This window comes from Alteromonas sp. 07-89-2, assembly GCF_013113925.1.
Taxonomy (GTDB): domain Bacteria; phylum Pseudomonadota; class Gammaproteobacteria; order Enterobacterales; family Alteromonadaceae; genus Alteromonas; species Alteromonas macleodii.
On sequence record NZ_VTYM01000005.1, the window covers coordinates 175,215 to 190,199 of the forward strand.

The 14,985-nt window shown below is 46.4% G+C and carries 15 protein-coding genes; 10 read left to right on the forward strand and 5 right to left on the reverse strand.

The window, feature by feature from the left end; all coding sequences use genetic code 11:
* Positions 1–45: 45 nt before the first annotated feature.
* Positions 46–228, forward strand: coding sequence for a hypothetical protein (locus F0261_RS05705; protein WP_014950994.1), 183 nt, complete (start codon positions 46–48; stop codon positions 226–228).
* Positions 229–407: 179 nt separating this feature from the next.
* Here the strand turns inward: F0261_RS05705 and pepB are convergent, their stop codons facing one another.
* A complete protein-coding gene (pepB, locus tag F0261_RS05710; protein WP_014977588.1) occupies positions 408–1,691 on the reverse strand; it encodes an aminopeptidase PepB in 1,284 nt (427 codons plus the stop codon).
* 202 nt (positions 1,692–1,893) lie between these two features.
* On the opposite strand from pepB, the gene sfsA reads away from it, so the two are divergent.
* The 7 genes from sfsA (at position 1,894) to panC (ending at position 7,919) form a co-directional block, all read left to right on the forward strand.
* On the forward strand, positions 1,894–2,610 hold the full coding sequence (sfsA, locus tag F0261_RS05715; protein WP_171337433.1) for a DNA/RNA nuclease SfsA: 717 nt from the start codon (positions 1,894–1,896) through the stop codon (positions 2,608–2,610).
* 239 nt (positions 2,611–2,849) lie between these two features.
* Positions 2,850–3,299 carry an RNA polymerase-binding protein DksA gene (gene dksA / locus F0261_RS05720; RefSeq protein ID WP_014950997.1) on the forward strand — a complete coding sequence of 150 codons (450 nt, stop codon included), beginning with the start codon at positions 2,850–2,852 and terminating at the stop codon, positions 3,297–3,299.
* Between the two features lie 73 nt (positions 3,300–3,372).
* Positions 3,373–4,296, forward strand: coding sequence for a tRNA glutamyl-Q(34) synthetase GluQRS (gluQRS, locus tag F0261_RS05725; RefSeq protein ID WP_014980492.1), 924 nt, complete (start codon positions 3,373–3,375; stop codon positions 4,294–4,296).
* Positions 4,297–4,394: 98 nt separating this feature from the next.
* The gene (gene pcnB / locus F0261_RS05730; RefSeq protein ID WP_171337434.1) at positions 4,395–5,714 is read left to right on the forward strand and encodes a polynucleotide adenylyltransferase PcnB; all 1,320 of its coding nucleotides are present in this window, start codon (positions 4,395–4,397) and stop codon (positions 5,712–5,714) included.
* Positions 5,707–6,204, forward strand: coding sequence for a 2-amino-4-hydroxy-6-hydroxymethyldihydropteridine diphosphokinase (gene folK, locus F0261_RS05735; protein WP_014980493.1), 498 nt, complete (start codon positions 5,707–5,709; stop codon positions 6,202–6,204). The genes pcnB and folK overlap by 8 nt, the downstream gene beginning before the upstream one ends.
* A 57-nt stretch (positions 6,205–6,261) precedes the next feature.
* Positions 6,262–7,056 (forward strand): 3-methyl-2-oxobutanoate hydroxymethyltransferase, encoded by a 795-nt coding sequence (gene panB / locus F0261_RS05740; RefSeq protein WP_014980494.1) that lies wholly within the window; start codon positions 6,262–6,264, stop codon positions 7,054–7,056.
* Between the two features lie 11 nt (positions 7,057–7,067).
* The gene (panC, locus tag F0261_RS05745) at positions 7,068–7,919 is read left to right on the forward strand and encodes a pantoate--beta-alanine ligase (protein ID WP_014980495.1); all 852 of its coding nucleotides are present in this window, start codon (positions 7,068–7,070) and stop codon (positions 7,917–7,919) included.
* A gap of 115 nt (positions 7,920–8,034) precedes the next feature.
* On the opposite strand, the gene panP is transcribed toward panC, so the two are convergent.
* Positions 8,035–9,669: a pyridoxal-dependent aspartate 1-decarboxylase PanP gene (panP, locus tag F0261_RS05750; RefSeq protein WP_171337435.1), complete on the reverse strand. Its 1,635-nt coding sequence runs from the start codon at positions 9,667–9,669 to the stop codon at positions 8,035–8,037.
* Between the two features lie 563 nt (positions 9,670–10,232).
* Here panP and F0261_RS05755 point away from each other — a divergent pair.
* On the forward strand, positions 10,233–10,964 hold the full coding sequence (locus F0261_RS05755) for an EAL domain-containing protein (protein WP_014951004.1): 732 nt from the start codon (positions 10,233–10,235) through the stop codon (positions 10,962–10,964).
* A 96-nt stretch (positions 10,965–11,060) separates the two neighbouring features.
* Here the strand turns inward: F0261_RS05755 and F0261_RS05760 are convergent, their stop codons facing one another.
* From F0261_RS05760 to F0261_RS05770, 3 genes are read right to left on the reverse strand one after another with little or no spacing between them, the layout of a single operon-like run.
* The gene (locus tag F0261_RS05760) at positions 11,061–11,729 is read right to left on the reverse strand and encodes a tRNA (guanosine(46)-N(7))-methyltransferase TrmB (RefSeq protein ID WP_168533207.1); all 669 of its coding nucleotides are present in this window, start codon (positions 11,727–11,729) and stop codon (positions 11,061–11,063) included.
* Positions 11,729–12,544, reverse strand: coding sequence for an ABC transporter permease (locus F0261_RS05765; RefSeq protein WP_014980497.1), 816 nt, complete (start codon positions 12,542–12,544; stop codon positions 11,729–11,731). Before F0261_RS05765 ends, F0261_RS05760 begins: the two co-directional genes overlap by 1 nt.
* 26 nt (positions 12,545–12,570) lie before the next feature.
* The gene (locus tag F0261_RS05770) at positions 12,571–13,503 is read right to left on the reverse strand and encodes an ABC transporter ATP-binding protein (protein WP_014980498.1); all 933 of its coding nucleotides are present in this window, start codon (positions 13,501–13,503) and stop codon (positions 12,571–12,573) included.
* 741 nt (positions 13,504–14,244) lie between these two features.
* Between F0261_RS05770 and pdsR the strand changes: the two genes are divergently transcribed.
* A complete protein-coding gene (gene pdsR / locus F0261_RS05775; RefSeq protein ID WP_014951008.1) occupies positions 14,245–14,934 on the forward strand; it encodes a proteobacterial dedicated sortase system response regulator in 690 nt (229 codons plus the stop codon).
* Positions 14,935–14,985 lie beyond the last annotated feature (51 nt).

Below are 14,985 nucleotides of genomic sequence, written 5' to 3' on the forward strand. Positions count from 1 at the left end.
CCTGTTAATCCTCAATAAGAACAACCAAAAATAGGAAATATTGCAATGAGTTTGATGACTGTTAAAGAAGTGGCTGCTTTTCTTGGCGTACAAGAAGTGCGCGTAGAGCGCCTTGAGCGTGAAAGCCTTTTGGTTTCGAAAGATAAAGACACCGACGGTAACCCACTTTTCGACAGTGGCGACGTTGAACGCTATAAAACGCTAGCTGAGCGTTTAGGCGGGATCTAATTTACAGAAAAAGGGCGTGATTTTTTGCAAAGTCACGCCCTTTTTATTTTTTTGCGCGAAGCAACGTTAGTTCAAGTAACGTTATTCGCTTTGCCTCTACTCATCCACGTGGCACAACGTGCGACGTTTAAAAATAGAGCAGCGTTCGACAGCCGTTAGGGCGTCGAACGCTATTTTATTTATGCACTGAAGTCTTTCAGCATTCTCGCAATCGAGCGAATACCTTTCGCTGTTGCCCCTACCGGCATTTCAGATGTTGCCCCGCCATGGTAAGCAGCGGCTAAATCCAAATGTACCCAGCCTTCTGGCTTAACAAAGCGTGATAAGAAGCCCGCAGCGTTTGATGCACCGCCACCACCGCCACCTTTCATCGGGCGACTGTTTGCTGTATCTGCGAACGCCGATGGACAGCGCTCTGCGTGGAAATCTTCAAGTGGTAGCGGCCAAAAACGTTCGTTTTCTGCCTTTGCTGCTTTAAGCATTTGTTCGCGGGCATTATCATCTAACGAGAATACGCCATGGTAGTCAGAACCCAGTGCAACCACTGCAGCACCGGTTAGCGTTGCTGCATCAATAATCAGCGGTGCGCCCGTCTCTGTTGCCGCCATAAGGCCATCAGCCAACACTAAACGTCCCTCAGCATCGGTATTAACCACTTCAACGGTTACCCCATTTTTATAGGTAAGCACATCACCCAACTTATAAGCGTGACCGCTAATAAGGTTTTCTGCACAGCATAAAATAAGCTGAATACGCTTTTCACTGCCTTGAGAAATAGATAGCCCTAGTGCCCCTGTTACCGTCGCTGCGCCGCCCATGTCACATTTCATATCTAACATGCCTTCGCTTGATTTAATGCTGTAGCCACCGCTGTCGAAGGTGATGCCTTTTCCAACTAGCACGGCATCAACGGGCGCATCTGCATTACCTGTTGGGTTGTAATCAAGTACCAGCATTGCAGGCGGACGTTCACTACCGCGGCCCACATTATAAATGCCAATCCAGCCCTGCTCTTTAAGATCTTCACCTACCGTCATTGAGTAGGTTACCTTGTCACCACCCAGTGACTTAAGCCACTGTGCTGCTCGGGTTGCTAAGGTTTCAGGGCTTAGATCTTCAGGTGTTTCGTTTACCAGCTGACGGGTAAATAGTAACGCCGCATATTCTTGCTCTAGCGCTTCTTTGTCAGCCGTTTCGGCCCATTTTATTGATGCTGGCTTGCGCGCGCGCGTAAAGCTTAGTGCAAAAGCCCACTGCTGCTCTTTGTGCCAATCACCGCTTAGCGTAACTGCTGGCAGGCTTAAGCCATCTAGCTTTCTTGCCGCTTGCTGAATTAAACGCTCATTAAGCTTGTCGTCAGGCAGGTGAATAACTGCACCTGATTCAGTGAAAGAAAGCTTAGCACTCTCGCCCCACACTGTTTCAGCACTGTTTCTAGAAAGGCTAACGGTAAATTCTGCCATCGCGTTTTATTCCTTATTACATCGTTATATTATTGCAAAGCGCTTTTTGCGCTTGCACAAATGTTTGTTACTCTTTGGCGCCTTGTTTACTGCGCTTGTTGTTCGCTAAGCGCATACGCTATATGTGCTCGTTCAAAAGCACACATATCAATTAGCGAAACACACTAACGTGTTTTCACCTACATTCTAAAAAAGGCGACACATGAAGTTTTCACCTTCCTTATTACGCGGCACCCTTATAAAAAGGTACAAGCGATTTCTTGCCGATGTTGAGTTAGACGACGGCACTATTGTAACTGCACATTGCCCAAATACTGGCGCTATGACTGGTTGTGCTGTTCCTGGATACACTGTCTTTTTAAGTGAGTCCATCAACCCAAATCGAAAACTCAAGTATACATGGGAGCTAGCCCAAACATTTGATGGTCACTTCATCGGCATTAATACGCACAATGCTAATAAACTGGTGGCGGAAGCGCTAGATAACAAGGTGCTAAGCGAATTTTCAGACATCACAGATTGGAAAGCAGAAGTAACACCGCCAACCGCCAATAGCCGGTTCGACTTTGCATTAACCCGAAAAAATGCCGAACATCAGAGTGTTACTGAGTATATGGAAGTTAAATCCGTCACCTTAGCAGATGAAAACAAAGGGTTCTTCCCCGACGCAGTCACTCAACGCGGCGCGAAGCACTGTCTAGAACTTGCTCGTTTATCTGACAGTGGTATAAAAACCAGTCTATTATTCTGTGTACAACACACTGCTATAGAAAGCGTTCAAGTGGCTGAGCATATTGATCCAACTTATGCAGAAAGCGTAAAGATTGCCGCTGACGCTGGTGTAACAGTTTTAGCAGCAAGCTGTATAATAGACGAACAAAAAATCCTATTAAATCAAACACTCCCTTTGATTTTATAAAAAATAGGTTGATTTTTTTCATTTCGGCTTCATATTTGCGCCTTGTTTTAGTGGGACAACGCACTAATGCGTTTGCTGGTAGCCAACTGGTTAAATGAAAACACCTGGCTAATTTATGAAAGCAATACACCAGCATAATAATTACATAGACACGATTGATTGCCTGAAGTTGTCGAGTCTGATATAGATATCGGTCCAATCAGGACAAGATGGATGTCGTAGTGTAGGAGATGTGGCAGATGCCAACAGGAAAAGAAACAAAATCCCTAGGACTATTAGCGCTGGCAGGTTTACAGCCGTACGAGCCAAAAGCTGACGAAGAGTACATGGGCGAGCCCCAAATGGAGCACTTCCGTCTATTGCTTAAAGCATGGCGCAACCAACTTCGTGAAGAAGTTGACCGTACAGTAACGCACATGAAGGATGAAGCAGCAAACTTCCCTGATCCTGTAGACCGTGCAGCTCAAGAAGAAGAGTTCAGCCTTGAGTTACGTACACGTGACCGTGAGCGTAAGCTAATAAAGAAAATTGAAAAAACGCTTAAGCGAATTGAAGAAGACGATTTCGGCTTCTGTGATCAGTGTGGTATCGAAATTGGTATTCGTCGCTTAGAAGCTCGTCCTACAGCAGATTTATGTATCGACTGTAAGACCATGGCTGAAATTAAAGAAAAACAACTTCAAGGTTAAGTTACTAGCCTCGATTACGTTGATATAGAAAGCCTCATCCCGAAAAGATGGGGCTTTTTGTTAAGCCTTTATTATGCATAACCACTATGTAGGGCGCTTTGCTCCCTCTCCATCCGGCCAACTTCACTTCGGTTCGTTAGTTACCGCTGTTGCCAGCTACCTAGATGCTAAAAGCCATAACGGAAAATGGCTGTTACGCATGGAAGATATAGACGAGCCGCGCTGTATTGAAGGTGTAGATAAAGACATACTCACTACCCTAGAAGCCCACGGCCTGTATTGGGACGGCGACGTCATCTATCAAAGCCAACAACATGCCCGTTATCAAGCGGTTCTCGATGACTTGCTTACACAAGAAAAAGCCTATTTTTGTACCTGCACACGTAAGCAAATTAAAGCCATGGGCGGTGTTTATAACGGCCACTGTCGGACTGAGCCAGTGCACTCAGCTACACAGGACTGTGCCGTTCGCTTAAAAGTAGATGCGCAACTTGAAGCCTTTGATGACGTGCTTATGGGCAAAGTTATGCCCTCTAATTCAAGTACTGATTTACTAGCGGAAGACGTAGTGCTGAAACGACGAGATGGCTTATTTTCGTACAACCTTGTCGTGATTTTAGATGACGTATTTCAGCAAGTTAACCATGTCATTAGAGGGTGTGATTTAATTGATGTCACCCCTTTACAGCGCGCCGTGTACCACACGCTGGGCTATTCTGCTCCTGAATACGGTCACGTGCCGGTCGCTGCCGTGGCGCCAGGCAGAAAACTAAGTAAACAAAACCGTGCAGCGCCGGTTAAAAACGAAACAGCTTTAGATAACCTCGTGCGTGTGATGCACTTTTTGGGCTTTTCCTTTCCAAATGCGTCAGAATTTGGTGATATTGATTTGGCGCTTAAGACGGCTATTTCAATGTGGGATAGGAAAAAAGTAGTGAAAACACCCGAAATTATTGTTCCACAGCATGAATCCACTTATTATAGCGAACCTTTATAGTCTGCGGAGATACCATCATCATTCATCGTGTTTTTAAATCTGTTAAGCGCGCTTTTTCAAAAGAGAGTTCGTCTCCTAACGCTTTAAAGCCAAGGACTATGACCCGTGGAGAACACGGTATATCTCGCGAAGACGTAAGCGCAAATGCATTGAAAGTAATGTATCGCCTTAATGGAGCTGGCTTCGAATCCTATTTGGTAGGAGGCTGTGTACGCGACATTTTGATGGGTCACGAACCAAAAGATTTCGACGTGGTGACGAACGCCACACCTGAACAAATTAAAGGCTTGTTCAGAAATTGCCGCCTTATCGGCAGGCGATTTCGCTTGGCCCACATTGTATTTGGCCGTGAAATCATTGAAGTTGCCACGTTCCGTGGGCATCACCAAGAGACTGACGAAGACGAAAACCTTCCCAAGGGCAAGGCTGTCGCAAAGCGCGACGCTCACGGTCAATTAGTACGCGATAACGTATTTGGCACCATTGAAGAAGATGCTGAACGCCGTGACTTTACCTTTAACGCCATGTATTACAGCGTGGCAGACTTTACGGTAAAAGACTTCGCTAATGGCTTAGCCGCCATAGAAAAACGAGAAGTTGAGCTTATTGGCGACCCGGAAACACGCTACCGTGAAGATCCGGTACGCATGTTACGTGCGGTGCGCTTTGCCGTTAAGCTTGGCATGCGCATTGAAGCAAAAACCGCTGCACCGATTAAATCTCTGGCCAACCTTTTACAGAACATTCCACCTGCGCGCTTGTTTGAAGAAACCCTTAAACTGTTTTTATCGGGTAAGGGAGAAGAAACTTTCTTAATGCTGCACGAATACGGCTTAATCGAGCCTTTGTTCCCTCAGCTAACGCCGTTTTTGAAAGATGAAAACAGCCGTGAAATGCAGTTTGTACGTCGCGTACTTGCCAATACCGACGAGCGTATTAATAGCGACCAGCGAGTTACGCCAGCGTTCCTTTATGCCGCACTACTCTGGTATCCGGTTGAAGAAGAGTCACAACGCTTACAAAGCGATTCTGGCTTAAATGCTCACGATGCATTTAATATTGCGTCAGGCGAGGTTATCGCCCGTCAAACGCAACGTATTATGATCCCTAAACGCTTTTCTACCGTGGTGCGGGACATCTGGATTTTACAGCAACGTCTACCTAAGCGCTTTGGCCGTCGCGCTTTCCAATTGCTCACGCACCCTAAATTTAGAGCTGGCTATGACTTTTTACTTGCCCGAGGCCAAATCGAAGGTGGCGATCTCCTTGAATTAGCTCAGTGGTGGACGCACTTCCAGCACGCTGACAACGGTAAGCAGAAAGGCATGCTTAACGCCCTTCGCAAAAGCGAAGGCGGCGCAAAAGGTGCCCCGCGTAAGCGCAAGCGTAAACCAGCGAAGCGAGGTCCTGATGCATAAAGAACATGTGTACATTGGTGTAGGTAGCAACCTCGGCGATTGCCAAGGAAAAGCCCAGCGCGCGTTTGATGCGATAGGTCAAATCGAAGACACCCGCGTACTTAAAACCTCTTCACTTTATTCTAGTAAACCGATGGGGCCGCAAGACCAACCTGACTATATTAACGCGGTGTGCTTAATTGAGACCTCGTTAAAGCCGCACGGCTTATTGAAGCAGCTGCAACGCATTGAGCTGGAAGAAGGCCGTGAGCGCAAAGGTGAGCGGTGGGGACCACGCACGTTGGATTTGGATATTTTGTTGTACGGCAGCGAAACCATCGACACCGCAGACTTAATCATTCCCCATTACGGCATGGCAGAACGCGAGTTCGTTATGGTGCCGCTGTTTGAAATTGCGCCCAATATGGTTATGCACGATGGCAAACCCATTTCGGCATGGGTCGCTAACTGCTCGCTGGATGGACTTCGTCGCCTGCGCTCTTCCAATTAGCGGCAAAATCCGTATAGTTCGCCACACGATACCAACAATATCAATCTGAGACATGTCATGAAGAAAGTAACTGTATCGGGCTTGCTTAAGAAAAAGCAGGCCGGGGAAAAGATCACCTCTTTAACCGCTTACGACGCCAGCTTCGCCAAAATGTTCGACGAACAAGGTGTTGACGCCCTTCTTATTGGCGACTCTTTAGGCATGGTCCTTCAAGGTGAAGACGACACCCTACCGGTAACCATCGATGACATTGCCTACCACACGAAAAGTGTGCGTCGCGGCACTGAACGCGCCTTCGTATTAGCCGATATGCCGTTTATGTCTTACGCCACTCCTGAGCAAACCTACACCAATGCAGCAAAGCTTATGGCTGCAGGTGCAAGTATGGTTAAGATGGAAGGTGGAAGCTGGTTGTGCGACACCATCAAAGGCTTAAACCTGCGTGGCGTACCTGTGTGTGGCCATTTAGGCTTAACGCCTCAGTCAGTGCACGTTTTCGGTGGTTTTAAAGTACAAGGCCGCGAAGCAAGCCAAGCAGAAAAGCTGCTTAGTGAAGCAAAGGCATTAGAAGAAGCCGGTATTCAGTTACTGGTACTTGAGTGCGTGCCTTCATCGCTAGGCAAAGCGGTTAGCGAAGCCCTAACCATACCGGTAATCGGTATAGGCGCAGGCAAAGATACCGACGGTCAAATTCTGGTGATGCACGACATGTTTGGCATCAGCGCGAACTACATGCCGAAGTTTTCAAAGAACTACCTTGTAGAAACCGGCGATATGCGCAAAGCAGTATCAAAATATATTGAAGATGTGCAAAGCGGTGCGTTCCCATCGGCTGAACACAGCTTCGAGTAATGAGGTAAATTATGAAGGTGGTTGATAGTATTTCAGCATTACGCAGCACGGTGAACGCATGGCGACGTAATGGTGAAACCGTAGGTTTTGTACCCACTATGGGCAACCTGCACGATGGTCATCTCAAACTAGTTAAAAAAGCGAAAGCGCACAACGACAAAGTCGTGGTTAGCATTTTTGTTAATCCCATGCAGTTTGGCGCGAACGAAGATTTAGACGCCTATCCACGCACTATCGAAGAAGATAAAGCTAAGCTTATTTCTGTGGGTGCAGACGCGGTGTTTTTACCTAGCGTAGCGGAAATGTATCCGGCAGGTCTGGATGCGCAGACGTTCGTTGAAGTGCCCGGCATTTCAGGCTCGCATTGTGGCGCGAGTCGCCCAGGCCATTTTCGCGGCGTAGCTACCGTGGTGACCAAGCTTTTCAACATGGTACAGCCAGACGATGCGTTTTTTGGTGAAAAAGACTTCCAGCAGCTACAAGTTATTCGCGCGTTAGCTCGCGATTTATCAATGGCAGTGAAGGTTCACGGGGTGCCTACTGAGCGCGAGACGTCAGGCCTAGCAATGAGCTCTAGAAATGGCTACCTGACAGACACTGAAAAAGCGACGGCGAGTGCTATTTTTGCAGAAATGCAGCGCTTAAAAGCGGGCATAGAAAGTGGTAACACCGACTTTGTTCAGCTTGAAAATGCCATGGTCAGTAACCTTGAAGCAAAAGGCTTTAAGAAAGACTACTGTCAGGTAGTTAACGCCGCCACCTTTGAACCAGCTAACGATAGCGACAAAGAATTAGTTCTGCTTGTTGCTATGTTTATGGGCAAGACACGCTTAATTGATAATATGCAAATTACGCGAGATTAAGCGTAATACCAATCCTCGCGGATAGTCTCGAACTACAAAAGAAAACGCCCGATGCATGACTCCTAAACAGAGCCTGTATCGGGCGTTTTTTGTGTGTTTCTGTTAAAGTTCGCGGTTAAGACGCAACGGTTTCTGTTTCGCGAACGAAATCCATTAGCTCTTTCCAAGCCTGTGTCTCTTTCGCAATTAAGTGTTGCTCAGCCAAAATCGCGGCCAAGTCGTTATGGCTAGTAAGCGGATTCGCTAACACTACGCGAAACACGGTAATACACTGGGAAGGGTAATCAGGCGCTTCCAGGCGAGTACGAGACACAAAAGACTTACCTGCTTCACGCTGCTGCTTTTGTACCGCAACAACAAGGGCGTCAACCTTCTCATTAATAGCGTTGCGGGTTTTAGCATTCACATGCTTCAGCTTTTCCTGCACTTCAGCGGGACAAACGCGATAGGTCAACAGTGATAGAATAGGTGTGGTCGTCAATTCAAAGTCTTGGGCTTTATCAATCATCTGCGCAAAGTCTTTGGCTTTATCAATGCTGCGATCAATAAGTAGCTCGTACCCTTTGCGACCGAATATATGTAGCGCCGAGTACACCATCATGGCCATACCGTTTCGGGAGCCTTCCAGCGTGGTAGCACCTAAGTCTTTAGAGCCTGCACGCAAAATATATTGCGCGTGATGTCTTACCGCATTGGCATTTTGTGGGTCTTTGAAAAGCGCCATTCCTGCGCCCATTGGCACGTACATTTGCTTATGCGCATCAATAGTGACAGAGTCTGCTCGCTCTATTCCCTTTAATCTGTCGCGATAGCGCACCGAGAATAGCGTAGCGCCGCCCCAGGCTGCGTCTACATGGAACCAGCAGCCTAGCTCTTTGGCTACGTCAGCAAGCTCGTCTAGCGGGTCTACATGCCCTGTTTCAGTGGTGCCGCCTACCCCAACAATCGCCAGAAGTTTATTGCCTTCCTCTTGATAACGTTTACCAATGCGAAGGGCTTTTGCTGGGTCTAGGGTTTGTTTTGGCGCGGGCACAGTTAATAATTGTTCACGACCTAGCCCCAATACATCCACAGCCTTTGACAGCGAGTAATGCCCACGTTTACTGCACATCACGCCTAAATTGTTAATGTCGTAGTGACGATAGGCTGCGGCAAGACCTGCTTTAGCCACGCCTGAAAACCCTTTTTGTGGGCCAAGTAATTTGTTGCGAGCCACCCATAATGCGGTGATGTTGGCAATGGTTCCGCCAGAGCAAAATGCCCCCAAAGAATGGGCCGCACTGTGTAGATGGTTGTCGTAAAAGCTTTGAGGCTGATCGTACACAAGGTTGTGCATCATGCCCAATACTTGACGTTCTAGCGGCGTGAAAGCTTTAGAAGTTTCTATTTTAACCAAGTTCTGGTTAAGCCCTACCATTAACTTAGAAAGCGGCAGGTGAAAATAGGGCAACGCTGAGGTCATGTGACCAATAAAGGTAGGCGAGTAAGTATTAACTGAATGCGCAACAAGCTTATCTAACAAGCTTTCAGCATGAGTAGACACAAACTCGGGTGACTCAGGCACTTTGGAGTCTGAAAAGTCTTTTTCAATTTCTTCTAACGACGTCTTTTTTGTCACTACGTGCTGCGACAAAAAATCTAAGATATTGTCAGATAAATGCTGCTCTATTTGAGCCAGCTTTGAGTCTTTGTGTTCAGGCTTGGTAAAGACCCTAAACAGGTGCTCTAAACTAACTTGCGCTTCACCCACTCAACACACCTCATACTTAAAACAATCACACATTTCGCTTACATTTATTGGGCGAAATCAACAGGCGGTTTTGTAGGACACCGGCCTGACACTTACTTTTCCTTTTAGCCAACTAGCATTCGACACAATTACTTTGTGACTGGTGCAGCTATTTATCCAACATATCCCTTAACGGTACATCGGCTGGGCTAATGCGCGTTGACGCGGTCCATTCGTTGCCAAACCTGAAAACTTATCACAATACTTTCAGGGTGTCGCACTTTACATCAGATTGCAATGCTCGCCAAGGGTTAGCGCACGGCATTTAAGCGACTATTAACGTTTTATTACATGCAAAAAACTTATGAAGCGGTTAACTCTGCACACGTATTTAAACGAATTCCCCCGAATTTTGTACCGCAAATTTTATCAGTCTCTACTATATTTAATTTATGAATAGTACCAACACGGGTCTCTCGTATTGGTTTTCCATCTTCTAATTGCGAGCCTAAGTAGCCATTGAACTCACATTCAAGCATTCATAGCTGCGATAAAGTACTGCTTCAAAGCAAGGGGGTCTGTTTATGCCCATTCGTGAAATTTCCGAGGATTTCTCTATCGATGATATCGTGCCTTATTTTCAACCCATCGTTGACTTACAAAGCCAAGGAGTATGGCGCTACGAGTGCCTGGCACGCTTGATAACCCGAGGTGATAAGACTTTTTTACCTAGCGAATTTCTCTACCTTATAGAGCGCGAACAACACGTAAATACGCTTGCAGCGAGCATGTTTGTGCAATGTGCCAGCTATTTTCACGACGTTAATATCCCTTGGAACATCAATATCACTGCCAATGACCTTCACAATGTAGAGCTTACTAATACCCTCATCACCCATTTAGCAAGCTATCCCACGCCGGAGCGTGTAAGTATAGAAGTAAGTGCTTCTACTGCCCTATCCAATCCGAAAAGCCTTACCGCATTTATCGAAAAAAGCATGCATGTGGGGCTGGGCGTTTTCATCGATAACGTTGGATCATGCCCAGGTAACATACGAGCGCTTATGAACTTGCCGGTTCGGGGGATTAAGCTCGCTGGCGGGCTAATTAAACACTATGACGAACAAGAGGCAGTGAGGGAATATGTAGACTATCTGCTGTCGCTATGTGAACGCCATGGAGTAAGCACTATTGCCGAGCACGTAGAAGATGAGGCGCATCTAGAACGCGTAAAACGCCTGCCCATTCGTTATGCACAGGGATATGTGTTTAGTCCGCCCATGGCGAATGTGCGAAGTGCCACTGCGCGCCATTAACAAGCGAAATATAAAAATTTGAATAACAAACGGGGCGAGATTTTCATCTCACCCCACTTTTATCAGCTTTCAGTATTTCTTGCTGCTATAGCAGACTCAGCTTTCTTCGCTACGGCAGTTAAGCTGCCAGCACGATTGACCGCTCCCTCGGTACTTTCGCTCAAACGGCGTCATGTGATCATCGCCAGTAACTTCAGATAAATCAGATACCATGCCGTAATGTTTAGCCGCTTGCGCAAATTCCATTAGATAAATAAGCCAGTTGCTACGCACTTCAATATTTGGAGTGATCGCCATCAGGTCCACCATGGCCGCACTACCGTGCCAGCGCTTTTGAACCTGCGTTTTTTTAGGATAGGGGTTGGGATACAGCAGAAAGTGCTGAGTCACGTTCCAATTAGACTGCTTTACTAAGCGCCAAAAGTCGTTCACATCGGCACGAATGACCCGATAGTTATCTTGCTGTGCACTGTAATGTTCATGTTTATCCACCCGCAGCGCCGACTTATCGATACCGATAACACGCGCATCGGGGTTTGCTCTTGCAATATTCGCCGTACTTTCGCCAACGCCGCAGCATGAATCTAAAATGATCTCGCCGCTAAAGCCATCAAGCCACGCGCTGACATCATCAAACGCGGCTTGTGTATGGTCGCTAATCGGTCGCTTATTTTCACTCGCTTGGTACTTTTTCACTAAATCGTCTAACTTATCGTGAATACCTACCTGCGATGTTGTGATTTCTCTAGAATTACCGCTGGCCATTAGCTACGAATACCTTTACCCGTTTTAAGTAGGTAGTACGCCACACCAAATAGCAGTGCATTAAAGCCCACTAACAAGGCAAGCGACAAGGTTACATTTACGTCAGAGACCCCTAAGAAGCCATAACGAAACCCGTTGACCATATACACAACAGGGTTCGCCTTACTCACCCACTGCCAGAATTCAGGCAATAGGGTAAGTGAATAAAACACACCACCTAAGTAAGTTAACGGTGTTAATACAAACGTTGGAACTACGCTAATATCATCAAAAGTTTTCGCAAACACTGCATTAATTAAGCCTGCCGTTGCGAACAAGGTAGAGGTAAGCAGCAAAGTGAGCGCAATAATGCCGAGGTGATGGATTTGAACATCAACGAAAAATAGCGACACTAAGGTAACAATAATACCTATCAGTATGGCGCGGGCCACGCCGCCGCCCACATACCCAAGAATGATGACCGAAGTGGGTACTGGTGACACCAACAGCTCTTCAATGTTGCGCTGAAATTTAGCACTAAAAAATGAAGAGGACACGTTGGCGTAGGAGTTTGTGATCACCGACATCATAATAAGGCCGGGCACAATAAACTCCATGTAAGTAAAGCCGCCCATTTCGCCAATACGGTTGCCGATGAGGCTACCGAATATCACGAAGTACAAACTCATTGTAATAGCTGGCGGCACAAGGGTTTGTACCCATATGCGCAAAAAGCGCGTGCATTCTTTTATCCAAATAGTGGTTAGCGCCACATAGTTTTGCTTAAACCAACCCACGTTTTCTTCTGTGTTCATTTGTGTACTTTCAGTTTTCATGTTTTTCACCTTTACCTGCTGTGGGTTTAGCCAGCTTGCTTCGCTGATTCAACTAAACGCACAAATAGCTCTTCAAGGCGATTTGATTTATTGCGCATGCTCATTACTTGAATACTCTTTTCACTTAGCTGGGTGAAAACCGGGTTCAATCCTTCCGTTTTCTCAACATCAACTTCAAGGGTATGGTCGTCAATCAAACGGTGTTCAAAACCCATTAGTAGGTTGTCCGTATTCGACACACCATCTGGAATTTTGATATCCAACACAAAGGTTTCTAGGCTTAGTTTAGACAATAAAGCTTTCATGCTGGTGTTCTCGACAATGGTGCCCTTGTTAATAATGGCGATATTGCGACACAACATTTCTGCTTCTTCAAGATAGTGGGTAGTGAGGATAATCGTGATCCCCTGACGATTAATCTCTTCTAAGAAGCCCCACATAGAGCGGCGAATTTCAATATCTACGCCCGCGGTTGGCTCATCTAAAATAAGCAATTTCGGCTCATGCATGAGTGCTCGAGCAATCATCAGTCTTCGCTTCATACCACCCGATAGCTCACGCGCGCGGGCATCGCGTTTTTCCCACAGGTCAAGCTGGGCAAGGTATTTTTTAGCGCGCTCTTTCGCAATACTGCGCGGCACACCGTAGTAACCTGCCTGATTCAATACAATTTGCAGTACAGTTTCAAACTGGTTGAAATTGAACTCTTGTGGCACCAGACCAATGCAGGCTTTGGCTTGCTCTTTTTGCGTTGTGAGGTCATAACCAAACACCGACACACTGCCATTTGTTTGGTTTACAAGTGAACTGATAATACCAATAGTGGTAGATTTACCCGCCCCATTTGGGCCAAGTAATGCAAAGAAGTCTCCTTCTTGTACTGTAAGGTCGACGCCTTTTAGTGCCTGTACGCCACCTTTGTAGGTTTTGGTTAACCCTTTAATGTCCAACGCTTTCATGATTTGCCCGTAGTGAGAGTGTGATCACTAAGACGTATTGACCTTTGATGCACACCAAAGGTCAGCACGCCCTAATTAGCTTTAGTGAGATGCAGTTATCTGTCGCTAACAACTTACAACCAACGAAGTGTAACCTAGTTCATGCTATTAAATGAATACACTCGCGTTTAGTGGTTGCTTTAAACAGTTTAACCTTTCGTCTTCTAAGTGAGAGCGAAAACGCCTTTTTTCAACCCCAATAAAAAAGCGCCGCGTACCGTTGGGGTAGTACGCAGCGCAAAGGGTAGCTTAATACCAGTCTGAATAGATAATTGAGACTTTTACGTAGAAGTTCAGCCTTACCGCTTCCACGGCACTGTTTCCCCTCTCCTAGTCTTTGAAGAGGCTTCTACAGTGCAATCCGCCTAGCTTGCTTAGCACTTAAAAAAAGCAGTGCGCTAAACTCGACGGACAAATACTATTAAACCCGTTATTCATGGCAAAAAAAGCGCGTAATTGTGGAAATGTGGTGGTGATTTAGCTTTCCTATAGATTTAGCACGTGAAACTGCACTCCAAGCGTTTTATTAATCCGCGCTTGGGGACGTTGTGTGGGGCTGCCGCCAAAGATAAAGTTCACGATAAGCCCCTCAAATATGGCGTAAATGAGGCAGGCTTGAGGATTTTATGCCGAACTTAGGCAATAGCTGTCAATCATAGGTATAGTGTGCGCTCTATCAGAATTATATTTGCGGGTTAATGTATGCCAAAGACAATTGCATTAGTGGAAGATGACGCGGCCATTCGCGAAAATTACATTATGGCGCTTAAAGCGCAGGGCTATAGCGTGAATGCCTATGAGGACAGGCCTTCTGCTGCTGAAGCGTTTAACCACACCCTACCCGACCTAGCCATTATCGATATTGGTTTGAAAGATGAAATTGAGGGGGGCTTTATGCTGTGCCAGCAACTGCGAGGCCTATCACAAACCCTACCTATCATCTTTTTTACTGCGCGAGATAACGACGTAGATACTATCAGCGGCCTTAGAATGGGCGCGGATGACTACCTGACTAAAGATATCAGCATGGCTCACCTGCTAGCACGCATTGCAGCCTTGTTCAGGCGTACAGACTTACTTGCTGCCCCCACAGAGCAAAAAGATGAGCTAAAAGTGGGCGACTTAAAAGTAGACGTGTCGAGAATGACGGTAAGCTGGCAAAACCAACCCGTTTTGTTGACGGTAACAGAGTTTTGGATGCTGCATGCGCTCATTAAGCGCCCTGGTCATGTGAAAAGCCGCCAACAGCTAATGGATGAGTCCAGAATGGTGGTAGACGACACCACCATTACTTCGCATATCAAACGTATGCGTAAAAAGTTTGTGCAGCTTGACCCAAACTTCGATCATATAGACACCGTGTACGGCATGGGATATCGCTGGCAGCTATAGCTGGCTTTCGACAAAGACCACGTTTCATCTGATTAAATGATAAGGGCAACC

What these genes read in the sequence shown, in the direction of transcription:
- panB (WP_014980494.1), top strand. Translation starts at nt 6,262, where the DNA reads ATGAAGAAAGTAACTGTATCGGGCTTGCTTAAGAAAAAGCAGGCCGGG.
- panC (WP_014980495.1), top strand. Translation starts at nt 7,068, where the DNA reads ATGAAGGTGGTTGATAGTATTTCAGCATTACGCAGCACGGTGAACGCA.
- pepB (WP_014977588.1), bottom strand. Translation starts at nt 1,691, where the DNA reads ATGGCAGAATTTACCGTTAGCCTTTCTAGAAACAGTGCTGAAACAGTG.
- F0261_RS05765 (WP_014980497.1), bottom strand. Translation starts at nt 12,544, where the DNA reads ATGAAAACTGAAAGTACACAAATGAACACAGAAGAAAACGTGGGTTGG.
- F0261_RS05770 (WP_014980498.1), bottom strand. Translation starts at nt 13,503, where the DNA reads ATGAAAGCGTTGGACATTAAAGGGTTAACCAAAACCTACAAAGGTGGC.
- F0261_RS05705 (WP_014950994.1), top strand. Translation starts at nt 46, where the DNA reads ATGAGTTTGATGACTGTTAAAGAAGTGGCTGCTTTTCTTGGCGTACAA.
- sfsA (WP_171337433.1), top strand. Translation starts at nt 1,894, where the DNA reads ATGAAGTTTTCACCTTCCTTATTACGCGGCACCCTTATAAAAAGGTAC.
- F0261_RS05755 (WP_014951004.1), top strand. Translation starts at nt 10,233, where the DNA reads ATGCCCATTCGTGAAATTTCCGAGGATTTCTCTATCGATGATATCGTG.
- gluQRS (WP_014980492.1), top strand. Translation starts at nt 3,373, where the DNA reads ATGCATAACCACTATGTAGGGCGCTTTGCTCCCTCTCCATCCGGCCAA.
- F0261_RS05760 (WP_168533207.1), bottom strand. Translation starts at nt 11,729, where the DNA reads ATGGCCAGCGGTAATTCTAGAGAAATCACAACATCGCAGGTAGGTATT.
- pcnB (WP_171337434.1), top strand. Translation starts at nt 4,395, where the DNA reads ATGACCCGTGGAGAACACGGTATATCTCGCGAAGACGTAAGCGCAAAT.
- dksA (WP_014950997.1), top strand. Translation starts at nt 2,850, where the DNA reads ATGCCAACAGGAAAAGAAACAAAATCCCTAGGACTATTAGCGCTGGCA.
- folK (WP_014980493.1), top strand. Translation starts at nt 5,707, where the DNA reads ATGCATAAAGAACATGTGTACATTGGTGTAGGTAGCAACCTCGGCGAT.
- pdsR (WP_014951008.1), top strand. Translation starts at nt 14,245, where the DNA reads ATGCCAAAGACAATTGCATTAGTGGAAGATGACGCGGCCATTCGCGAA.